This is a genomic window from Kibdelosporangium aridum, assembly GCF_900176515.1.
Taxonomy (GTDB): Bacteria; Actinomycetota; Actinomycetes; order Mycobacteriales; family Pseudonocardiaceae; genus Kibdelosporangium; species Kibdelosporangium aridum.
Genome location: NZ_FWXV01000008.1, coordinates 264,315 through 283,322, shown reverse-complemented (window position 1 = coordinate 283,322; position 19,008 = coordinate 264,315). Strand labels below are relative to the sequence as shown.

17 protein-coding genes are annotated in these 19,008 nt (G+C 66.5%); 10 read left to right on the top strand and 7 right to left on the bottom strand.

All coding sequences use genetic code 11. The annotated features are described in order from the left end of the window. Positions 1 to 123: 123 nt before the first annotated feature. Positions 124 to 2,823 carry a PKD domain-containing protein gene (locus tag B9C43_RS37155; RefSeq protein ID WP_084431522.1) on the bottom strand — a complete coding sequence of 900 codons (2,700 nt, stop codon included), beginning with the start codon at positions 2,821 to 2,823 and terminating at the stop codon, positions 124 to 126. A 229-nt stretch (positions 2,824 to 3,052) separates the two neighbouring features. On the opposite strand from B9C43_RS37155, the gene B9C43_RS37150 reads away from it, so the two are divergent. Further along, entirely contained in the window at positions 3,053 to 3,799 is a 747-nt protein-coding gene (locus B9C43_RS37150; protein WP_160096949.1) for a peptidoglycan recognition protein family protein, read from the top strand. 50 nt (positions 3,800 to 3,849) lie between these two features. Here B9C43_RS37150 and B9C43_RS37145 read toward each other — a convergent pair whose 3' ends face one another. Next, the gene (locus B9C43_RS37145; protein ID WP_084431518.1) at positions 3,850 to 4,746 is read right to left on the bottom strand and encodes an endo-beta-N-acetylglucosaminidase H; all 897 of its coding nucleotides are present in this window, start codon (positions 4,744 to 4,746) and stop codon (positions 3,850 to 3,852) included. Between the two features lie 279 nt (positions 4,747 to 5,025). Between B9C43_RS37145 and B9C43_RS37140 the strand changes: the two genes are divergently transcribed. Further along, positions 5,026 to 6,741 carry an aminotransferase class V-fold PLP-dependent enzyme gene (locus B9C43_RS37140; RefSeq protein WP_084431516.1) on the top strand — a complete coding sequence of 572 codons (1,716 nt, stop codon included), beginning with the start codon at positions 5,026 to 5,028 and terminating at the stop codon, positions 6,739 to 6,741. Here B9C43_RS37140 and B9C43_RS37135 read toward each other — a convergent pair. Then, positions 6,727 to 7,632 (bottom strand): sulfotransferase domain-containing protein, encoded by a 906-nt coding sequence (locus B9C43_RS37135; protein ID WP_160096947.1) that lies wholly within the window; start codon positions 7,630 to 7,632, stop codon positions 6,727 to 6,729. The genes B9C43_RS37140 and B9C43_RS37135 overlap by 15 nt on opposite strands. A 216-nt stretch (positions 7,633 to 7,848) precedes the next feature. On the opposite strand from B9C43_RS37135, the gene B9C43_RS37130 reads away from it, so the two are divergent. Genes B9C43_RS37130 through B9C43_RS37120 form a run of 4 tightly spaced genes read left to right on the top strand, consistent with a single transcriptional unit; the run spans position 7,849 to position 10,735 of the window. Then, on the top strand, positions 7,849 to 8,874 hold the full coding sequence (locus tag B9C43_RS37130) for an aromatic ring-hydroxylating dioxygenase subunit alpha (protein WP_084431512.1): 1,026 nt from the start codon (positions 7,849 to 7,851) through the stop codon (positions 8,872 to 8,874). Then, positions 8,871 to 9,038, top strand: a complete 168-nt coding sequence (locus tag B9C43_RS57810) for a hypothetical protein (protein WP_200825866.1) — start codon at positions 8,871 to 8,873, stop codon at positions 9,036 to 9,038. The genes B9C43_RS37130 and B9C43_RS57810 overlap by 4 nt, the downstream gene beginning before the upstream one ends. Then, on the top strand, positions 9,035 to 9,970 hold the full coding sequence (locus B9C43_RS37125) for a PDR/VanB family oxidoreductase (protein WP_084431510.1): 936 nt from the start codon (positions 9,035 to 9,037) through the stop codon (positions 9,968 to 9,970). Before B9C43_RS57810 ends, B9C43_RS37125 begins: the two co-directional genes overlap by 4 nt. 9 nt (positions 9,971 to 9,979) lie before the next feature. After that, complete coding sequence (locus tag B9C43_RS37120) at positions 9,980 to 10,735, top strand: IclR family transcriptional regulator (protein WP_033384769.1); 756 nt, start codon at positions 9,980 to 9,982, stop codon at positions 10,733 to 10,735. Here the strand turns inward: B9C43_RS37120 and B9C43_RS37115 are convergent. Both B9C43_RS37115 and B9C43_RS37110 read right to left on the bottom strand, forming a co-directional pair. Next, positions 10,695 to 11,819, bottom strand: coding sequence for an NAD(P)-dependent alcohol dehydrogenase (locus B9C43_RS37115; RefSeq protein ID WP_084431508.1), 1,125 nt, complete (start codon positions 11,817 to 11,819; stop codon positions 10,695 to 10,697). The two genes, B9C43_RS37120 and B9C43_RS37115, sit on opposite strands and share 41 nt — an antisense overlap. A gap of 16 nt (positions 11,820 to 11,835) precedes the next feature. Next, positions 11,836 to 13,314: an aldehyde dehydrogenase family protein gene (locus B9C43_RS37110; RefSeq protein WP_084431506.1), complete on the bottom strand. Its 1,479-nt coding sequence runs from the start codon at positions 13,312 to 13,314 to the stop codon at positions 11,836 to 11,838. A 127-nt stretch (positions 13,315 to 13,441) separates the two neighbouring features. Between B9C43_RS37110 and B9C43_RS37105 the strand changes: the two genes are divergently transcribed. Continuing rightward, positions 13,442 to 13,912 carry a MarR family winged helix-turn-helix transcriptional regulator gene (locus B9C43_RS37105; RefSeq protein ID WP_084431504.1) on the top strand — a complete coding sequence of 157 codons (471 nt, stop codon included), beginning with the start codon at positions 13,442 to 13,444 and terminating at the stop codon, positions 13,910 to 13,912. On the opposite strand, the gene B9C43_RS37100 is transcribed toward B9C43_RS37105, so the two are convergent. Continuing rightward, the gene (locus B9C43_RS37100) at positions 13,909 to 14,529 is read right to left on the bottom strand and encodes a TetR/AcrR family transcriptional regulator (protein ID WP_033388886.1); all 621 of its coding nucleotides are present in this window, start codon (positions 14,527 to 14,529) and stop codon (positions 13,909 to 13,911) included. The genes B9C43_RS37105 and B9C43_RS37100 overlap by 4 nt on opposite strands. A gap of 103 nt (positions 14,530 to 14,632) precedes the next feature. Here B9C43_RS37100 and B9C43_RS37095 point away from each other — a divergent pair, with 103 nt between their 5' ends. Both B9C43_RS37095 and B9C43_RS37090 read left to right on the top strand, forming a co-directional pair. Next, a complete protein-coding gene (locus tag B9C43_RS37095; protein ID WP_235039073.1) occupies positions 14,633 to 15,760 on the top strand; it encodes an FAD-dependent oxidoreductase in 1,128 nt (375 codons plus the stop codon). After that, positions 15,757 to 16,365, top strand: coding sequence for a DUF3159 domain-containing protein (locus B9C43_RS37090; protein ID WP_084431502.1), 609 nt, complete (start codon positions 15,757 to 15,759; stop codon positions 16,363 to 16,365). The genes B9C43_RS37095 and B9C43_RS37090 overlap by 4 nt, the downstream gene beginning before the upstream one ends. Positions 16,366 to 16,371: 6 nt before the next feature. Here the strand turns inward: B9C43_RS37090 and B9C43_RS37085 are convergent, their stop codons facing one another. Beyond that, the gene (locus tag B9C43_RS37085) at positions 16,372 to 17,208 is read right to left on the bottom strand and encodes an EamA family transporter (protein ID WP_084431500.1); all 837 of its coding nucleotides are present in this window, start codon (positions 17,206 to 17,208) and stop codon (positions 16,372 to 16,374) included. 183 nt (positions 17,209 to 17,391) lie between these two features. Here B9C43_RS37085 and B9C43_RS37080 point away from each other — a divergent pair, with 183 nt between their 5' ends. After that, positions 17,392 to 18,888 (top strand): serine/threonine-protein kinase, encoded by a 1,497-nt coding sequence (locus tag B9C43_RS37080; RefSeq protein WP_033388891.1) that lies wholly within the window; start codon positions 17,392 to 17,394, stop codon positions 18,886 to 18,888. Positions 18,889 to 19,008 lie beyond the last annotated feature (120 nt).

Sequence of the window (19,008 nt, the reverse complement as noted above, 5' to 3'; positions counted from 1 at the left end):
TGACCGACGAGGGTGACCGCAACCCCAGGAATTCTCGGTGCGGTCACCGGCTGCTTACCCCCGAACTTCGCCCGCTATGCGCAAGTACCCTGAGTCGTTACGTAGCAGTATCCTGCCGATGCACTACGAACAAGTCCACTTGACCGGCCCGTAGTTGGCGGCGCTGGCGTAGATCACCTCGTCATCACCGACGACAAAGGTGTTGCCAGTGATTTCAGTGGCGCCGTCCGGCAACGGAAGTTCGGCCAGGAACGCAGTGTTGCGCCATACTGCGGGCGGCCCCTCGTACGAGTCTCTGTGCCCAGCGATCAGCCCATTGGCGTTGATCGCCTCCGCAGTGCCACGAACCTCGATCGGCCGTGGATCGTCTGGGCTCTCATAAAGCACGGAATGGACGTCCGTACCCGGTCCTTGGTACTGCGTACGGATGGCCTTGCCGGCACGAATGCCTGCCATGTGCCCGATCAAGCCGTTGCTTTCCAACGGAATGATCTGACCGGCTCGCCACAGGTACCCGGGATGTCCCATGTCGTCGTACAGCAGTACTGTCCCGTCCTCGTCCAGGTCGATGCCATCCCCGACCGTGGTGTCAGTAACGATCGGATCGCCAACTGCCGGCCAGAGCATCGTGAAACCACGCCCGTCGCTGCTGCGCGTTCCCCATACCAGCACGTCACCGCGGTCGTTGAGCGCGGTCCCGGAGCGGGCCTCGTACCCGTTGCGCGGAAGTAGCTGAGTGATTGTGCCGTTGCCGGTGTGACCGCCGGTGAACAGGAACACGCCTTGTCTACCCGTCCGAGGATCCTCGGCGTTCACCAATATCGTGCCTGCTGAGTTCTCGTCGGCGACGTGCGCGTACTGGAAGTCGGCGAATTCGCGGGCAATGCGCGGTTCGCCGTTGGTCCACAGCACTACCAAGATCGACTGGGTTGCCGAGGCGGTGACATTACCCGAGTAGTTGCCGTTGCTGTCCGTACCACGGACATCGAAGTTGGCCGGGCCGAATCCCGCGAGTGTTTTGATTTTCTCCACTTTCCACTGGCACGCTGCACGCTCGACTGTCAGCTGCTGGGATTTCTCGACGCGCACACCACTTGCCGTCACTGCCAACGTCGCGGTGTAGGTGCCTGGTGCTGTGAAGGTGTGCTGGAACTCCCGCCGGGTCGAACGGCCCACACTCCCCCGATCGCTGGTGATCATCCATTCCCAGCGGTCTGGGCGTTGGCCGGTGACCTGTGCGCCGAAGCGCACGGATTCACCGACCTTCGGAGTGGCGGGGTTGATGGTCAGTGCGGCGATGCGGGGTGGAGTGCCCACGGGCTCGATCGTCACGGTCTCGATGGCGACTGGGGCGGACACGCCAGTATCCGTCGTCGCGGCGAGGTGGATCTGGAACTCGCCAGGACGATCCCACGAGTGGCGGACACTGAGCCCGGTGGCCTGCGTGCCATCGCCGAAGGTCCAGCGGGCACTGGCCAGGCCGGCGGGACCGCGGGCAACAGCCGTGAGCTCGAACTCCTCGCCGACCACTCCCCTGTCGCTGGGCTTGAGGACGATGTCGACCTGTGGCAGGACGATCGCCGGTGGGGGTGGCTGGTGTGCGGAGTCGCCGGCCCCCTCAACCGGAGGCACGGTGCCGGGGCGGAGCGGGCCGCCCGTGGATGGTGGCTGCCGCCGAGTGCTCGGGCTGTCCAATTCGCCCCGGACGGGACCCGATCCCGGTTTTACCGGGTTGTACTTCGACACGGCGCGCACGCCACCATCGAGATCGAGAACGCCTGCCTGGTCGCTGTCCGGGTCGTTGTAGAACACCACGCCATCGCGGGTCAGCAACTCGAAACGCACCGGACGGTCGAACAACTGCCGTCGTGCGACCACACGCATCGCCCCCAGGTCAATGATCCAGACCTGCCCATTACCGTAGTCGGGCACGACCGCGTGGTTGTCCGTCTCGATCGCCGCGCCAAGCTCCGCCTTCCCGGTCCCCAAGGGGATCGGGGCCGCGCAAGAGTCCGCGCCAAACGAACAAACCATGAGCAGCCCACGGGACGCGACCGAGATCAGTATCCGCTGCTGCTGTGCTGAACCGGTGACCTCGACCGCGTCGTCCGGCCGGAGGTCCACGCGGGCCGATTCCTGTACCGAGCCGTCATCCGGATCGAGCAGTTCCGCCGTGCGGCGCGCCAGATCCAGCAACGCCGGACGGCCATCGGTCACCGTGAGCCGAGCTCTGTCCGCTGTGCTCGCCGCCGCCCTGGTGTGTCCCTTTTCGGGGGTGAACCAAGTCAGATCACCAGTCGCGCGATCGAGAATCCACAACCGCCCGACGCTGTCCACAATGGTCCCGTCTGGAGAGACCTTCGCCGCAAGGGAAAACGGCGCACCGCGGGGCGTCAGCGTAACCGGATCGACCGGCGTCAACAGCCCACGACCGGAATCCAACGCATACAACGCTTGGGACGTGGGAAGGACATCACCTGCCAACGGCTTCGACGGACGGGAAGGCAGCAGCGTCGCGCCGTCCACACGCACCACGGTTCCGTCCGACTTGTTGAGGGCATAACCCGTCGGTCCCAGCTGGGACGCGTGGATCGGAGTGCCGGGTGCCGCGACATCCACCCGCGCCGCCACCTCGGCAGAGGCACCGTCAAGCAGGGTCAACTGCCCGGCCTTGCTGGACGCCAGCCACGCCGAGCCGCCGTGCAACCGCACTCGCGGCGCCTCGTGCGCCCTGTCCATCCCGCCGACAACCACACCGGCCAACGACATCACGGCCACACCTGCCGCGGCCCAGGCCCGCGCGCGTTTGGTCCGAAAGCGCATGCCACAGGCACCGGGCCGACTTCTGAAGCCCCACACGCCCGCAGAATGGCAAACCCACCTTGCGGTTTTCTCCCAAGCGCCAACCCCGTTTCAGCCACCGCTGAACCCTCCGAACGGCGGTAATACGTCACTTCACCCGTTGGCGATGAGCGTTTCGGAGACAACGGCGGGGTTTTCCGGCCATCCTTGGCACGCCGGACAGGTACCCGTCACGAAGGGGAGAGATTTCATGATCACACGCCGTTCGCTGCTCGTCGGCTCCGCTGCCGTCGCAGGCACGCTGGCATGGGCCGGGACCGCGCAGGCGGCACCACGCGGGTCGGTCACCGAGTTGCGTGGCGGGAACCTCGCGGTGAAGGTGCGCACCAGGGCGGGCTGGGGCGCGAACGAGGACCTGCGCTTCAAGGACGGCCAGGAGATCTGGCCACTTGCGTACTTCAAGGCGCAGACGCTGACCGTGCATCACGAGGGCGGCGGGACCGGCGACGACCCGGCCCAGCGTGTCCGGAACATCTACCAGCTGCACGCCGTCGACAACGGCTGGGGCGACATCGGCTACCAGCTGCTGATCGGGCGCGACGGGACCGTCTTCGAGGGCAGGTACTCCGGCACGGACTGCGTGCCCGTGTTCGACACAGCCACTTCCCTCAACGCCGTCAACGCCGGTCACGTGGTGGGCTACAACGCCGCCAACATCGGCATCTGCCTGCTCGGCAACCTCAGCGAGGTGGAGCCCACCGCGGCGGCCCTGGAAAGCCTGGCCCGGACCGCCGCGGTGCTCTGCAAGCGCATCGGCCTCGACCCACTGGGCACGACCGACTACGTCAACCCGATCAACGGCTTCGCCAAGACCGTGCCGACGATGGCCGTCCATCGGGATTGGGATGCCACCACGGAATGCCCCGGGACCAAGCTGGCCCCGAAACTACCGCAGGTGCGTGCCCGAGTGGCCGAGATCCTGCGGGGCCGCCACTGAGCCCGGCCATCGAAGGGGCCAGTCCGAAATGGACTGGCCCCGGCGGCCGACTACCCGGTGTAACGGGCGTCGGTACCGTAAAGCTCCCTGGTGAAGGCGGAAATATAGGTGTGCACGTCGGAAGCACCGAGGTTGTAGGTCAGGTACACGCCGTAGCCCTCGCTCACCGTTCGCCGCGCGAGGCTGGCGGCGGTGCTGCTGGGCGTCGCGCTGATCTGGACGGCCGCTGGTGAGAGCCTGGACTTGGGGAGGCCGATGTTAGGCACGCCCCACGTGCCGTAATAAGGGTTCCAGGCGTAGTCGAACTTCGACGCGATGTTGACACCCCCATACGACAACCGTGACGCCGACGGGCCGATGTTGTACAGGGTGATGAGTTTGTTGGGCATCGCCGCACGCAACGCCGAGACTAGGTAGACGAAGGAACTCGCGTTGGGCTGGCCGGTGCCGTTCCTGCCGTATTCCGCGTATTCGTCGTCAAAGTCGATGCCGTCCAAGCCATACTTGGCCACAGTGTCGGACAACTGCTTCGCGAAGGCCTCGGCGGCCTGTTTGGTCGGGAAGTTTGCGAATCCAGCGCCCTGGTGGTTGCCCAGGATCGACAGCGTCACCTTGATCCCCTTGGCCTGCAGCGGGCGGACCTGCGTGGCCACGTTGTCCAGCACACGCTGCACATTCGGGTTGAAGTACAGGTACGCCGACTTCTTCGCGACGTCGTAGTTGATGTTGGCCGCGAAGATCACACCGACGTCGAACACGTTGCCGCTGCCGTTGGCCAGCGTGTACTTGCCCACGTTCAGCATGCTGTTGTTGTTCACTTCGACGTAGGCCACGGAGATCGGTCCGGTCTTCGCGAGCGCGTTCGACGTGCCGGCTGTGGCCGTGGTCCCGCCGGTCATCAGTGCGACCGCCGCTATGAGCGCACCGATTTGACGAATTCTGGGCACCGTTGATCAACTCCCGTCGACTGGGGTTGGCAGGGTCATCCCCAACAGCGAACCAGCAGGAAAGTCCGATCGTCCATGTGGCGTGGTACGTCTGTCCGGTGAATTGTCTTTCGCACCGAACCGTGCCATCCCGATGAATGGGACATTCATCGTCCATAGTGGACGAACCGCGTCCCAGGCGCCGCTGACAGCACGACGACGCGACGAAAGACCAGGCGTACATCAAGGTCTGCCCTGCTTCCTCTGTGGCGCGCGGGCCAGAGAACCCATCATGGGCCGATGACGGAAAACGCGCTGGTCCGCCGGGTACGGCGGTCGATCATCGGCGATGGCCAGCCGACCGCCGGGCCCTACGGGCCGCGTCGGGTGACCTACGCGGACTACACCGCGTCCGGACGGGCGCTGGGGTTCATCGAAGACTACATCCGTGATCAGGTGCTGCCCTGGTATGCCAACACCCACAACGACTCCTCGGCCACAGCGGCGCAAACCAACGCATTGCGGGAAGATGCCCGTCGCGTGATCCGGGATGCCGTAGGCGGCGACGAGGACACCGTGGTGATCTTCAGCGGATCAGGGACTACCGGCGCCATCAGCAAGCTGATCGACATCCTCGGACTACGCGTTCCGGCCGCGCTGCAGGACCGGTTCCAACTGACCGACCTGATCCCCGCGCAGGCGCGGCCGGTGGTGTTCCTCGGGCCGTTCGAGCACCACTCGAACGAACTGCTGTGGCGGGAGTCCATCTGTGAGGTCGTGACCATTCCGGAGGACGCGGATGGCCAGCCCTCGCAAACGGTTCTGCGGGACGCGCTGGTCCGGTACGCGGACAGGCCCCTGAAGATCGGAGCGTTCTCCGCGGCGTCCAACGTGACCGGAATCGTCACTGACGCCCACCGGATCTCTCACCTGCTGCACCAGCACGGCGCGCTCGCGTTCTGGGACTACGCAGCCGCAGCGCCCCACGGCAGTATCCATATGTACGACCGGTGCGAGCAGCACCAACTGTCCTATAAGGACGCGGTGTTCATTTCTCCGCACAAGTTCCTCGGCGGCCCTGGCACACCCGGTGTGCTGGTGGTGCGCCGGGAGTTGCTGCGCAATCGGGTTCCCAGCGTGCCCGGTGGCGGGACCGTGAACTATGTCAGCACGACCGATCACCACTACATCAGTGATGCCGCGCACCGGGAGGAAGGCGGCACACCCGCGATCGTCGAGTCGATTCGTGCCGGACTGGTGTTCGGCCTGCAGCAAGCGGTCGGCTCGCAGGTCATCCACGACCGGGAGCAGACGTTCCTGCGGCGCGCACTCGATTCCTGGTCCACCAACCCGAATCTGGAAGTCCTCGGCAACCTCGACGCTGGCAGACTCGCGATAGTTTCGCTGATGGTACGAGGCCCAGACGACAAACGGCTGCACCACAACTACGTGGTGACGTTGCTCAGCGACCTGTTCGGTATTCAGGTCCGTGGCGGCTGCTCATGCGCGGGGCCCTACGGTCATCGCCTGCTCGGTATCGGCCCGGATCTCTCCCGGCGCTTCGAGCACGAGATCCTCGCAGGCAGGGAAGGGATCAAACCTGGCTGGGTCCGGGTGAGCTTCAACTACGCGATGTCCGACACGGTCGTCGACTACGTGATCGAAGCGGTGCACCGTGTGGCCAACGACGGGTGGAAGTTGCTGAGCGACTACCGCTTCGACCCGTCGAGCGGTCAGTGGAGCCACCACCGCGCGACTGAACCCCAGTTGCGGCTGGCCGACATGCGGTACGACGTCGATCCCGCGCAGTGCCCTGCGCCGGTAGGTGAGGACGCACTTGCTGGGTATCTCGATGACGCCACACGCGTATTCGCCGCCGCCGACAGGTCCAATGTCCGTGGACAGGCACACGTGTCGCGCAGCTTTGACGAACTCCGTTGGTTCGACCTGCCGACGGTGTGTTTGCCGCGGCATGCCGCCGATCCAGTGTCGGTCACTCCTTCAACGAAGTCCTGACCAGCCCGTATGGAGCCACTTGGCGAGTTCGGGCGGCGCGAGTTCGGCCACGCGTCCGGTGTAACGCTCGACAGCAGCCGGGTCGAGCAGGTCGTGCCACTGGCCGCTGGTGCCGGAGCGGAAGAAGTTCGTGTTGCTGCGCCACAGTTTCGCGTCGACGCCAGGCGCCAGCTCGTCGGCCCGCTTGCGCATCCGGTCGAACGTCGCCGCAGCGGCGAGTTGTTCGAGCCGCTGCTCGCTGGCCTCGATGGACAGCACGGTGGCCAGACGCCGCAACTGGCCAGGCAGGTCGGCTTTGAGGTCCGCGTAGTGGAACAGCGCCACTTGCGGATCGTCGCGGCGCTCCCAGAACGTCCGCACATGGTGGACGAGGTTGGCCAGGGTCACGCCGAATGTCGATGATTCGGGCGTGAATTCAGCATCTGCCCACAACCAGAACCGCTCGAGCGGGTCTTCCGAGGGCGGCTGGCTGACCTGCGGGTCGAGGCCGCCGGAGGTGATGGCGTCAGGATGGATGTTGGCTGCGGCGTGCTCGAACGACAGCATGGCGTCGCGCGGATCACGCCCGACGCAGATGTATGTCACCCCGGCCTCGAACGGTAAGCCGTCAAGCGGTGTGTGCGTCTTGATGAAGCGCCGGTGCTGCTGGCTCTCGAGTTCAGCCAGGATCGCGGCGGTGTCATAGGTAACCGCGTCCAGCCATGGGGAGATCTCGGTGAGCGGGCGGTGGAGCTCGGCGGTGTCGAAAATCAGCATCGCGCACAACATCTGCATCCAGGTCGTACCGCACTTCGCCGGCGTGCTGATCACCACGTCCCCGGTCCGGAACTCGAAGCCGGCCCACAGTGCGCTGTCGGACACCACCGTTCGATACCGCCGCAACTCAGCCATCCCAGCTCCCCAGGCAGCAGTTGATGCTTTCGCTCGCGCGCGTTCCAGGATGCCACGCTCGGTGGCAGGCAGGCTACAAACCATGCGCTCACCGGTTGCACACGCGCCGCCTCAGGCGCGAAAAGTCTTTCACTGAGTGAAAACCACGCTCCGGCGTTGGCGATGCCGTGGCTGATGCTTGCCGGACAGCCATTGCCGGTCTGGAGGTAGCCACTCATGACAGCCTTCGTTCGTGACCACTGGTACGTCGCCGCGTACGGCCACGAGATCGGCCGGGAGCTGTTCTCCAGAACGGTTCTCGGCGAGCCGTTGGTGTTCTACCGCAGTACGGACGGCGTGGTGGTGGCGTTGGCGGACCGTTGTGTCCACCGGCGTTATCCTTTGTCGGAGAGCAGGCTCGACGGCGACACGATCGTCTGTGGCTATCACGGCTTCACTTACGACAGCGCCGGAACCTGTGTGTTCGTTCCCGGCCAGGCAAGGATTCCGCGCACCGCCCGAGTGCAGGCCTACCCCGTGGTGGAGCGGGATTCCTTTGTCTGGGTGTGGATCGGCGACCCGGATCGGGCGGACGATTCGTTGATCCCCCGCGCGCCTTGGCTGGCTGATCCGGCGTACACCACCGTGTGCGGGATGGAGCCGCTGGCGGCGCGCTATGGCTTGCTTGTGGACAACCTGCTCGACCTGTCGCACGAGACTTACCTGCACGGCGGGTACATCGGCACACCCGAGGTGGCGGCCACTCCGATCACCACCGAGGTGGACGAGGATGCCGGGATCATCCGGGTCAGCAGGCGCATGGCCGACGCCGAATGCCCGCCGTTCTACGCCAAGTCGACCGGGATCGACGGACGGATCACCCGGTGGCAGGACATCGAGTACCACCCGCCGTGCCTTTACCTGCTGCACAGCCGGGTCGCGCCGGCCGGCGTGCTGCCGCAAGCCGACGGCTCGGACCCCAACGGGTTCCACGTCGAGGTGGTGTACGCGATCACTCCGGAGACCGAGCACAGCACCCACGATTTCTGGGCCGTGGCAAGGGATTTCGCCCTCGACGACGAAGGTGTGTCGGAATTCCTGCGGGAGAGCAACCGGACCGTGGTGCTGCAGGACGTGCGAGCACTGGACATCCTCGAACGAGTGATCCAGACCGAACCGGAGGGCTACCAGGAGCTGTCGATCAACATCGACGCCGGCGGCCTCGCGGCGCGCCGGATTCTGCGCCGGATGGCTCAGGCATGACGGAAACAACCGGCACGGTGTACCGGATCCACTGGCAGCCGGGCAGCGACATCCTGGTCGGTGTGTGCCATTGCGGCACTCAACGGGAAGCGTGCGATCCCGTTGAGTTGTGGGACTGGCTGCTCGACCACTCGGGTGGGCACCGCGTGGGGGAACCGCGATGACATTCGACGTCGTGGTGGCGGACAAGGAGATCATCGCCGAGGGCGTGGTCTGCTTGACCCTCCGCCATCCCGAAGGGAATGCCTTGCCGGAGTGGGAGCCGGGGGCGCATGTCGATCTTCTGCTGGGCCCGGATATGGTCCGGCAGTACTCGTTGTGCGGCGATCCGGACGACCGATCGGACTTGCGGGTCGCTGTCCTGCACGAACCGGACGGCCGGGGCGGTTCACGGCACGTGCACGGACAGTTGCGGGTCGGCGACCGGCTGGGCATCGACGGTCCGCGCAACCACTTCCCTTTGGTGGAAGCGAAACGCTACCTGTTCATCGCGGGCGGTATCGGCATCACCCCGATCATGCCGATGTTGACCGCTGCCGAAAAGCAGGGCACGGACTGGACTTTGGTGTACGGCGGCCGCACGCGCCGCTCGATGGCGTTCCTGGACAGGCTGATCCGTGAGCACGGCGATCGGGTCAGCATCCGGCCCCAGGACGAGACCGGACTGCTGGACCTGGCCTCGCTGTTGGCCGAACCCGATCCGGAGACCTTGGTGTACTGCTGTGGGCCGGAACCGTTGCTCGCCGCCGTGGAGCGGCACTGTGCCTCGTGGCCGACCGGGGCCTTGCGTGTCGAACGATTCACCGCCAAGGTGGACACTGCGCAGCGCACCGCTTTCGAGGTCGAACTGGCCCAGTCCGGCCGGACACTCCTCGTGCCCGCGGACCAGTCGATCCTGTCCGTCGTCGAGGACGCGGGCGTGCAGGTGCTCTCGTCCTGCCGGGAAGGCACGTGCGGGACCTGTGAGACCGTGGTGCTGGACGGCATGCCGGACCATCGCGACTCGTTGCTCACCGAGACAGAACGGGCCGCGGGCGACACAATGATGATCTGCGTTTCACGGGCATGCGGCCCCAAACTGGTGCTGGACTTATGAGGGCGGACGATGAGCGGCAGATCGGTCACGAGCAAGGTCCTTGCCCTGCTTGACGCCTTCACCCCGGCGTCGCCCGAACTGACGCTCAGCGAACTGGCCCGGCGCGCCGGGCTGTCGCTGCCGACCGCGCACCGTCGTGCGCTCGAACTGGTCGAGTGGGGCGCGTTGGAGCGCGGCCCGGACGGTCGTTTCCACATTGGACTGCGTTTGTGGGAGGTGGCTTCGCTGGCGCCGCGCGGACTCGTCCTGCGCGAGGCCGCGTTGCCGTTCCTTGAGGACCTCTACGAGGTCAGCCACGAGAACGTCCAGCTCGCCGTCCGCGAAGGGCTCGAAGTGGTGTTCGTCGAGCGGATCGCCGGTCGCGCCGCCGTGCCTGTGCTGACCAGGGTCGGCGGCCGGTTCGCCTTGCACGCCACCGGAGTCGGCATGGTACTGCTCGCGCACGCACCTGCCGATGTCCAGGAGGAGATGCTTTCCGCGCCACTGCAGGCCTACAGTCGCAAGACGATCACCGATCCGGTGCGGCTGAGGGAGGTTCTGGCCGACGTGCGCCGCTGCGGGTATGCCGTGAGCGACGGGCAGGTCACTGTGGACGCTCTGTCTGTCGCAGCACCGATCCACGACGCGGATGGCGCGGTGGTCGCCGCGGTTTCCCTTGTGGTGCGGGCGGACAACGCCCAACCCAGCGCGCTGGCTCCGCTGGTGCGGGCGGCCGCCCGCGGCATCAGCCGTTCACTGGCGGGTCGAACCGCAGCACAGGCTTGATCGTCGCACCGGCGAGGACGTCCTCGACGGCCTGGCCGATCTGGTCGAACCGGTAGTGCGTGACCAGCCGGTGGACCGGCAGCCGTCCCGCGATCACCAGACCTGCCAACACCGGCACGAGGGACTCGATCTCCGCGTCCCCGAGCGTCAGCCCCACCACGTGCCTGCCGGGGAGCATGAAGTTGACGTCGACGGGCACTTCGGTGCCGAACGCGGGGGCGCCCACGATGACCGCCGTGCCGCGCACGGCGAGCGTGCCGATGGACGTACGGAGCACGTCGGCGCTCCCGGTGGTCTCCACGGCACCGTCCACGCCATGGTCGCCCGTCAACCGGCCGACCTCATCGGCCAGATCGCGCTTCGTCGTGTCGATCGTGTCCGTCGCGCCGAGCTCACTGGCCAGCCGCAACCTGTCCGCGATCCGGTCCGCGACAATGATCCTCGTCGCGGGTGTCATCGTCGCAGCCATCACCGCGGACAATCCGACCGCCCCGGCACCCGTTATGAGCACTGTGGAGCCCGGACGGGGCCTGAGTACGTTCCACACCGCACCAGTACCGGTCATCACGCCGCAACCGAGGGGAGCCAGGACATCAAGCGGCGCGCCGGGGCCGACTTTGACGACTCCGCGTTCGTCGGCGATCGCGTGCCGCGCGAAGCTGGACTGGCCGAAGAAGTGCCCGCCGACTTCGCTGCCGGCACGCGAAATCGTGGCCGAGCCGTCGAGGCGACGACCGCCGATGAGATTGGCGGGCAACCACGTCTCGCAATAGGCGGGGTGCCCGTCATGACAACTCGCGCACCGGCCGCACGAGGTGTAGCTGAGCAAAACCTGATCGCCTGGCCGGACTCGTGTCACCGACGCGCCGACCGCCTCGACGATCCCTGCGCCCTCGTGCCCGAGAACGGCGGGCATCGGGAACGGCAACGCACCCTTGGCGACACTGAGGTCGGTGTGACAGATGCCCGCCGCGACCATCCGGACCAGCACCTCGTCGGCACGCAAGTCGGCCAGTTCCACCTGGGACAAGGTGAAACCCGCGCCAGGGGACTCCACGACCGCGGCTGTGGTGATTGTGGACATTCGGAGCCTCCTGCAGTCAGTCCAGGGAGATCACGACGGATTTGGTCGTGGTGTAGGCGGACAGCGCCTCCGGGCCGTACTCACGGCCGAACCCGGACTGCTTCACCCCGCCGAAGGGCACGGCCGGATCGAGCAGCGCCCAATCGTTGACCCACACGATCCCCGCACGCAGCCGCGCGGCGACCCGGTGAGCGCGGGAAACGTTCTGCGTCTGCAGTCCGGCCGCGAGCCCGTACGGCGTGCTGTTGGCCAACATGACCGCTTCGTCCTCGTCCTTGAACGGCTGCACAGTCAGCACCGGGCCGAAGATCTCCTCCTGGACCACTCGCGAATCGGCGGACACACCGGCGATCACGGTGGGGCGCAAGTAGTAGCCGCCGTTCAGATCGAGCCGGTCGCCACCGGTGACCACTTTGGCTCCCTCGGCACGAGCCAAGTCGATGTACTCCAGTGCTTTCGTGAGCTGCCGCTCCCCCGCCATCGGCCCGATCACGGTCGTCTCGTCGAACGGGTCACCGATCGGCACCCCGGCCACAGCGTCACCGAGAATGCCAAGCACGGTGTCGTACAACGGTTCGGCGACGAGCAGCCGCGGCCCAGCCATGCAGAACTGGCCGCTGTTGAACACGAACGCCTTGATCACGGCGCCGATCGCCTTGTCGAGGTCCGCGTCGTCGAAGACGATGTTCGCCGCGTTTCCGCCGAGTTCCAAGGTGACCGGTTTGAGCGCCGCGCCGGCCACTTCGGCAGTGTGCCTGCCGACCGCGGTCGACCCGGTGAAAGCGATCTTGTCGACGCCTGGGTCACGAAGCAAGGCCTCACCGGTCTCGGCACCGCCGGTCACCACGTTGACCACGCCGTCCGGCACGCCTGCCTCAGTCAGGATCTCCGCCATCAGCAGGGCGCTCAGCGGCGTGTCCGGGGCGGGCTTGTGCACGACGGTGTTCCCCGCGGCCAACGCCGGAGCGATCTTGGCCGTACTGAGGATCAACGGGAAGTTGAAGGGCGTGATCGCACCCACCACACCCAGCGGCTCGCGCCTGGTGTACGCGTGGGCGTTGAGCGGAATGTCCCGCACCGCACCGTCCAGCGACTGCGCCAATGCCGAGTAGTACTCGAAATGACCGGCAGTCGTCGCCACGTCGACAGCCCGGCACAGCGCCACCGGCTTGCCCACGTCCAGGCTTTCCACGGCGACGAGTTCGTCGGCGCGCCGCCGGACCAGTTCAGCCACCCGGTACAGCACCCGCGCCCGCTCCCGGCCGGACATGCCCGCCCACTGTCCACTGTCGAACGCCGCACGGGCCGCCCGAACAGCGTCGTGTACGTCGTCTTCCGTCGCCTCCGCAACGGTTGTGATCGGACGACCAGTGGAAGGATCGATCACATCGGAGTGCCGCGTGCCCGCACGCCACTCGCCCCCGATGAACAACTTGCCCGGTTGCACCTGCGGCCGTACCACGGCCTGCCTGACCTGGCTGTCTGTCGCGGTCATATCAGTCGCCTCTTCGCGCCTCGGCTCCGCTGCCGCGGTCACATTAACAGGATTCCTGATGATTGACGAGGCATGACCTGATATCGCTGGAGTTTGTGTGACAAGATTCCTGATCTATAGTGCTGGTATGTCAAACGCCAACCGAGTACTGCGAGATCGCCAGGCAGCCCGGCCGTCGCTGCTCTACGCGATCAAACAGGTCGAACTGGTCGTTCGCGCACACCTGGACGAACTGCTCAAACCGTCCGGGGTGACGGCGTTGCAGTACACCGCGCTGACAGTGTTGCAACGGCGGGACGGCCTGTCGTCATCGGCCGAGCTCGCCCGCAACTCGTTCGTCACTCCCCAGGCCATGGCCGACCTGGTCGCCGGACTCGAACGGCGTGGGCTGATCAGGCGGGACCGCGACCCGCACAACCGCAGGCGGCTGCTGCTCAGCCTCACCGACGCCGGCCGGGTCCTGCTCGCCGAGCACGAATCCGCGGTCCGCGCACTGGAAGAGCAGATGGTGACCGAGCTGAACCTCACCGAACGTGAGGCGTTCGCCGACTACCTCAACCGCTGCCGCGCCGCGCTGGCCGTGGATCCTCCGCACTAGGTCCGGCTTTCCGGTGGACTGTCCTGTCCGGTCAAGCACTGCTGCACAAGTGGACCGAACCGGGCGACGAGCTCGTCGATGGACAACGACGCGATCGGCTCGATGCGCACGATGTACCGCGCCACTGCGAGACCCAGGATCTGGACGTTGACCATGCCTGCCCGCAGTGCGGCGTCCGGCGTGTCCAGCATCGCCGCCAGCCGGTCGGTGATCTCCCGGTCGATGAACTCGCGCAGCAGCGTTTCGGACTGCTCGTCGGTGGGCGCCGACCTGGTCAGCATCACCAGCGGGGTGCGATCGGACTTGTCAAGGTTCTCCAGGAGTGTCCGCACGATGCGCTCGCCGATGGTGCCGAGGTCGCCGGTGAAGATCGACTCGATGGCCGGCGGGACGTTTCCGGACATCTCGATCGCGGCCGCGAACAGGCCCTGTTTGGTACCGAAGAAATAGAACACCATCGCCGGGTCGACGCCGGCCGCGGTGGCGATCGCGCGAACGGTCGTGCCGCCATAGCCGTGCTGACCGAACAGCTCGCGGGCGGTCTGCAGGATCCGCTGCTTGCTCTCCGCGCCGGATCGCCAGCGCCCAGGACGGCGGTTTGTGCCTTGGTCTGTCATGACCACCGAAGCCTAACACTCTTTCTTCATCGCTCGGTGGAGTTTTGCTCGCATCGTCCGTAGAGTGTTCTTCATCAGGCGATGAAGAAAGGGGGCGGGCCGGATGAGGGTGATCGTGGTCGGCGCCGGTCTGGGCGGGTTGACACTGGCCCACGGGTTACACCGGGCGGGGATCGACGTGGTGGTGTACGAGCGAGACAGCGAACTAGGACGTCCGCAGGGCGTGAGCCTGCACGTCGACGATCGCGGCGCATCGGCGCTGCGGGCGTGCCTGCCTCCGGCGCACGTCGCGATGGCGGAGGCCACTACGGGCGGACCGCGGGAGCAGACCCTGACACTGTCCGAAGTGGACGGAGAGCTCGCCGTTGTGGGCGCTCAGCCGTCCGACGGCATGGCGGGCCGGGCGCGGCCTGGTCGGCAGGTCCACCGGCCGCTGCTGCGGGCGGTGTTGCTCACGGAACTGGACGACGTAGTTCGGTTCGGGGCGCAGTTCACGCGGTTCGAGCAGCGAGCCGGCGGGACGGTCCGGGCGTGGTTCGCCGACGGCAGCGTCGATACCGCGGATGTGTTGGTCGGTGCGGACGGGATCGGGTCGGCTGTCCGCCGCCAATACCTGCCGCACGTGCGGGTGATCGACACGGGCAGACGCATGCTCATGGGCGCGACCCCGCTGCGAGCTGTCGTTGACATCGGGCTGCCCGAACTGATCGGCGACAGCCCCGCCAGCATGCGGACACGCGACACGATGATGGTGCTAGGCGTGCTGCGGTTCACCGAATCTCCCATAGCCGCACGGCGGCAGTGGCTGCCGACCTTGCGCTCCAGCGCAGTCGCCGAGATCGAGGACTACGTCATGTGGGCGTTGCCCACCACACAGGAGCGACTTGGTTCGGTCACGGCATGGCGCCGGGCCAATGAGTTGACTGTGGACCTTCCTTCGGCCCTTCGACCGGTCGTCGCAGCGGCGTGGCCGGACGTCACGGTCGCCCTGCGAATCGGGATGATCCCGCCGATGCAGGCCTGGCCCGCGAGCCGGGTGACGGTGATCGGCGACGCCGTCCACCTGGCCCCGGGTTTCGGCGGCAACCTGGCGATGCGGGATGCGCATCGCCTGTGCGAGGCCTTGATCGAAGCGGACAGCGGCCGGGTCGGCCTGCTCGACGCGATCGGCTCCTATGAGGACACGACGCGTCGGGACAGCTTCCCCGCCCCGGTGAAGGCGGGCGCATGACCCTCAAGGTGCTGAGCCACAAGTCGGTGTCCCTGTTCACCGCGGTAGGTGGCTGGCGCACGGTCGCCGAAGGCGTCGCGTCGCGGGTACTGTTCCTCGTCGCGTACCTGTTGACCGAACAGGTGGTGACGTCCGCGCTGGTCGCGATCGGCGGTGTGTTCGTGTTCGCCGTGGTGCGGATGTGCACCGATCGCAAGTTCTGGCAGCCAATGGTCGGGCTGGCCGTCGTCGGGGTGTCCGCGCTGCTGGCCGGGAGCACTGGGCACGCGGTCGACTTCTACCTCACGACCATCCTCATGCAGGCAGGCGGTGCCGTGGTGTTCCTGGCGTCGATGCTGGTGCGATGGCCGGTCATCGGATTGGTGATGGGCGCAGTGCGCGGTGAACGAGCCGCCTGGCGGCGTGATCGCGAGCGGCGGCGGCGATACCAGATGTGCACGGCGATGTTCCTGGCCAAGTTCGCCATCGCCACGGCGGTATTGGTCCCGCTGTACATGGCCGGACAGCTAATCCCGCTCGGCATCGCCGCCACACTCCTGGGAGGCGCTCCCGCGGCGGGGGTTTGCGTCTACTTGTGCTGGCGGGTCCTGCGCACCAGGCCGTAGGCCCAGTCAGGCCAGTGCCAGCAGCGCGATCGCTGCCCCCGCCGTACCGAGGCCGACCAATTGGGACCGGTTCGGTCGTTCCCGCAGCACGGTGATCGCCAGGACAACAGGGATCACTGGATACAACGCGGCCAGAACAGTGGCCACAGCCAGCAGTTGCTGGCGGGTTGCGCTGAGGTAGAGCACGATTGCCACGGATCCCAGCGCGCCGACGAGCAGCGCGGGTGCCACGAGTCGCGTGGGCAGGCGCAAGGTGGCCCGTGCCGCGCGGGCCAGCGGAACGATGGTGGCGGTGGCCAGCACGCGAGCGGCGAGGATGGGCCAGAGTCCGGCGGCGGGGTCGACCCTCGAAATCGCGAGGAACTGCAACGCGAAGCCGATCCCGGCGATCAGGCCGTCGACGGTTCCCGTTGCCGAACCGGTTGCACCGACTGCGTCACGTCGCGACACCAGCCAGAGCGCCGGAAGCGCCAGAACGATCCCAATCCAGGCCAAGATGCTCGGACGGTCACCGAGCAAGGCGACTCCTGCCAGCACAGGCAAAGCGACCGCAGCGACGTCGCTGAGCGGGACAACGGTACTCATGCGGCCGCGGGCCAAGCCGCGGTACAGATAGGCCACGCCGACGCCGGTGCCCACACCGGACAGGGCGCCCCAACCCAACGCCGCCAGTTCGACGTGTGGAGCAGGAATCAGCGGGGCGGCGGCGAGCACCAGGACGGTGCCGCCCAACTGTCCAGCAGTCGCGATGCCATAGCTGTCCGCGTGACGCGCCATCAAACCGCTCAGGAAATGGACGACGCCGAACACGAGCGCCGAGGTCAGTGCCAAAAGTTCCGCCATGGACCCTTTCCGAGCGGCAGCCGTTAGTGAGTTCTTCACTTACCCCATGCTGTTGCGGAACAAACCGGCCGACGGTTCGCACTTGCCCTGATGGGCGACCACCTTGGCCGTCTCCTGCCGCGTTGCTCCCGTCAAGCCGCACCGCGGTTGTTTCGGGCACATCTTCAGGTGCAACCCCATGACGTGGACGATGACGACCGGTTGATCGCCGGGCGCTACCGGCTGGCCGCGAAACTGGGACGCGGCGGAATGGGTGTGGTGTGGCAGGCCTACGACGAGCGGCTGCACCGGAAGGTCGCGGTCAAGCGGCTGCTGATGCCGGCCGAGCTGACCGGGTCACAGGCCGAGGAGGCCATGCGCCGAGCCACGCGGGAAGGGCGTATCGCCGCGAAGTTGCAGCACCGCAACGCGGTGGCGGTGTACGACGTCGACCATGAAGACGGGTATTCGTACCTGATCATGGAATACCTGCCGTCACGGAGTCTGTCGCAGGTTCTGGCCGAGCGGGGCCCGCTGTCTGTCGGTGAGACGGCGGACATCGGCATCCAGGTCGCGGACGCGCTGGACAGCGCGCATCGGGCCGGGGTGGTACACCGGGATGTCAAGCCGGGCAACATCCTTCTCGGCCATGACGGCACCGTGAAGATCACCGACTTCGGCATCTCACGGGCGGTTGAGGAGGTCGGCGCGACCACCAGCGGACTGGTAGTCGGGACCCCTGCCTATCTGTCCCCGGAGATCGCCAAAGGTGAGCACGCGACATTCTCGTCCGACGTCTATTCCCTCGGCGCCACGCTCTACGCGGCGCTTGAAGGCACACCGCCGTCCGGGGCCAGCGACAACGCCATGGCGTTACTGCACAGAGTCGCCTCCGGCGAAGTCACCGCACCGACTCAAGCCGGTCCGCTGACGCCTCTTCTGACACGGATGCTGAGCCTTGATCCGTCGCAGCGGCCGACTATGGCAGAGGTCAGAGACGCGCTGACGGCGCTGCGGTCGGCTCCTCCCATGACAGTCGCCGCGGTCACCGTTGAACCACAATCCACAATGCCGGCCGACGAACCCGACGCGGTCACTGAACGCGTCGAGCCAGAACCACCCGAACCGAGACCTGCCAGGCGGCGGGTCGCCTTACTGGTCGCCGGTGGACTGGTCATCCTGGCCGGAGCCGTGCTGGCCGTGTTGCTGACGCAGGACCGCGAGAACACGCCCAATGCCGCACCACCCCCAGCCACGTCAAGCGCGGCATCCTCGGCCATTTCGGTGTCCACCAGGCCATTCGCCAGCACAACGCTTTCAGGCACTCCCCCACCCGCCACATCTCAGGCCCCCGCGACAAACCCTGCACCCAACGACGGACCTTCCGCGTTATCCACGGTGATCACCGAGTACTACGCGTTGATGCCTGGCAACCTGCAGGAGGGCTGGAACCGGCTGACGCCCAAATACCAGCAGAGCCCGGCCGGTGGACGCGGCGGCTACCAGACTTTCTGGAACCGGATCCGAAGTGCCCGCACCTCGGGTGTGACACCGGTAGGTGCCAACGTCGTCGAGGCTACGGTGGAATACAACTTCAAGGACGGCAAAGTGGTCCGCGAGCGGCACCGGTACGTCCTCGTCAGCGCGGAAGGCCGGTGGAAGATCGACCAGTCCACAGTGCTCAGCAGTCAAACGTTTTGACCACCGACCTCGAGTTTCCGCTTGATCAGGCTGCCGGGGGTTACCGGGCGATGGACGAGCGCCGTGCCATCAAGGCGTTGCTGCGTCCATCCCCCTCGGAGCCGGTATCCCGGCGGTCCC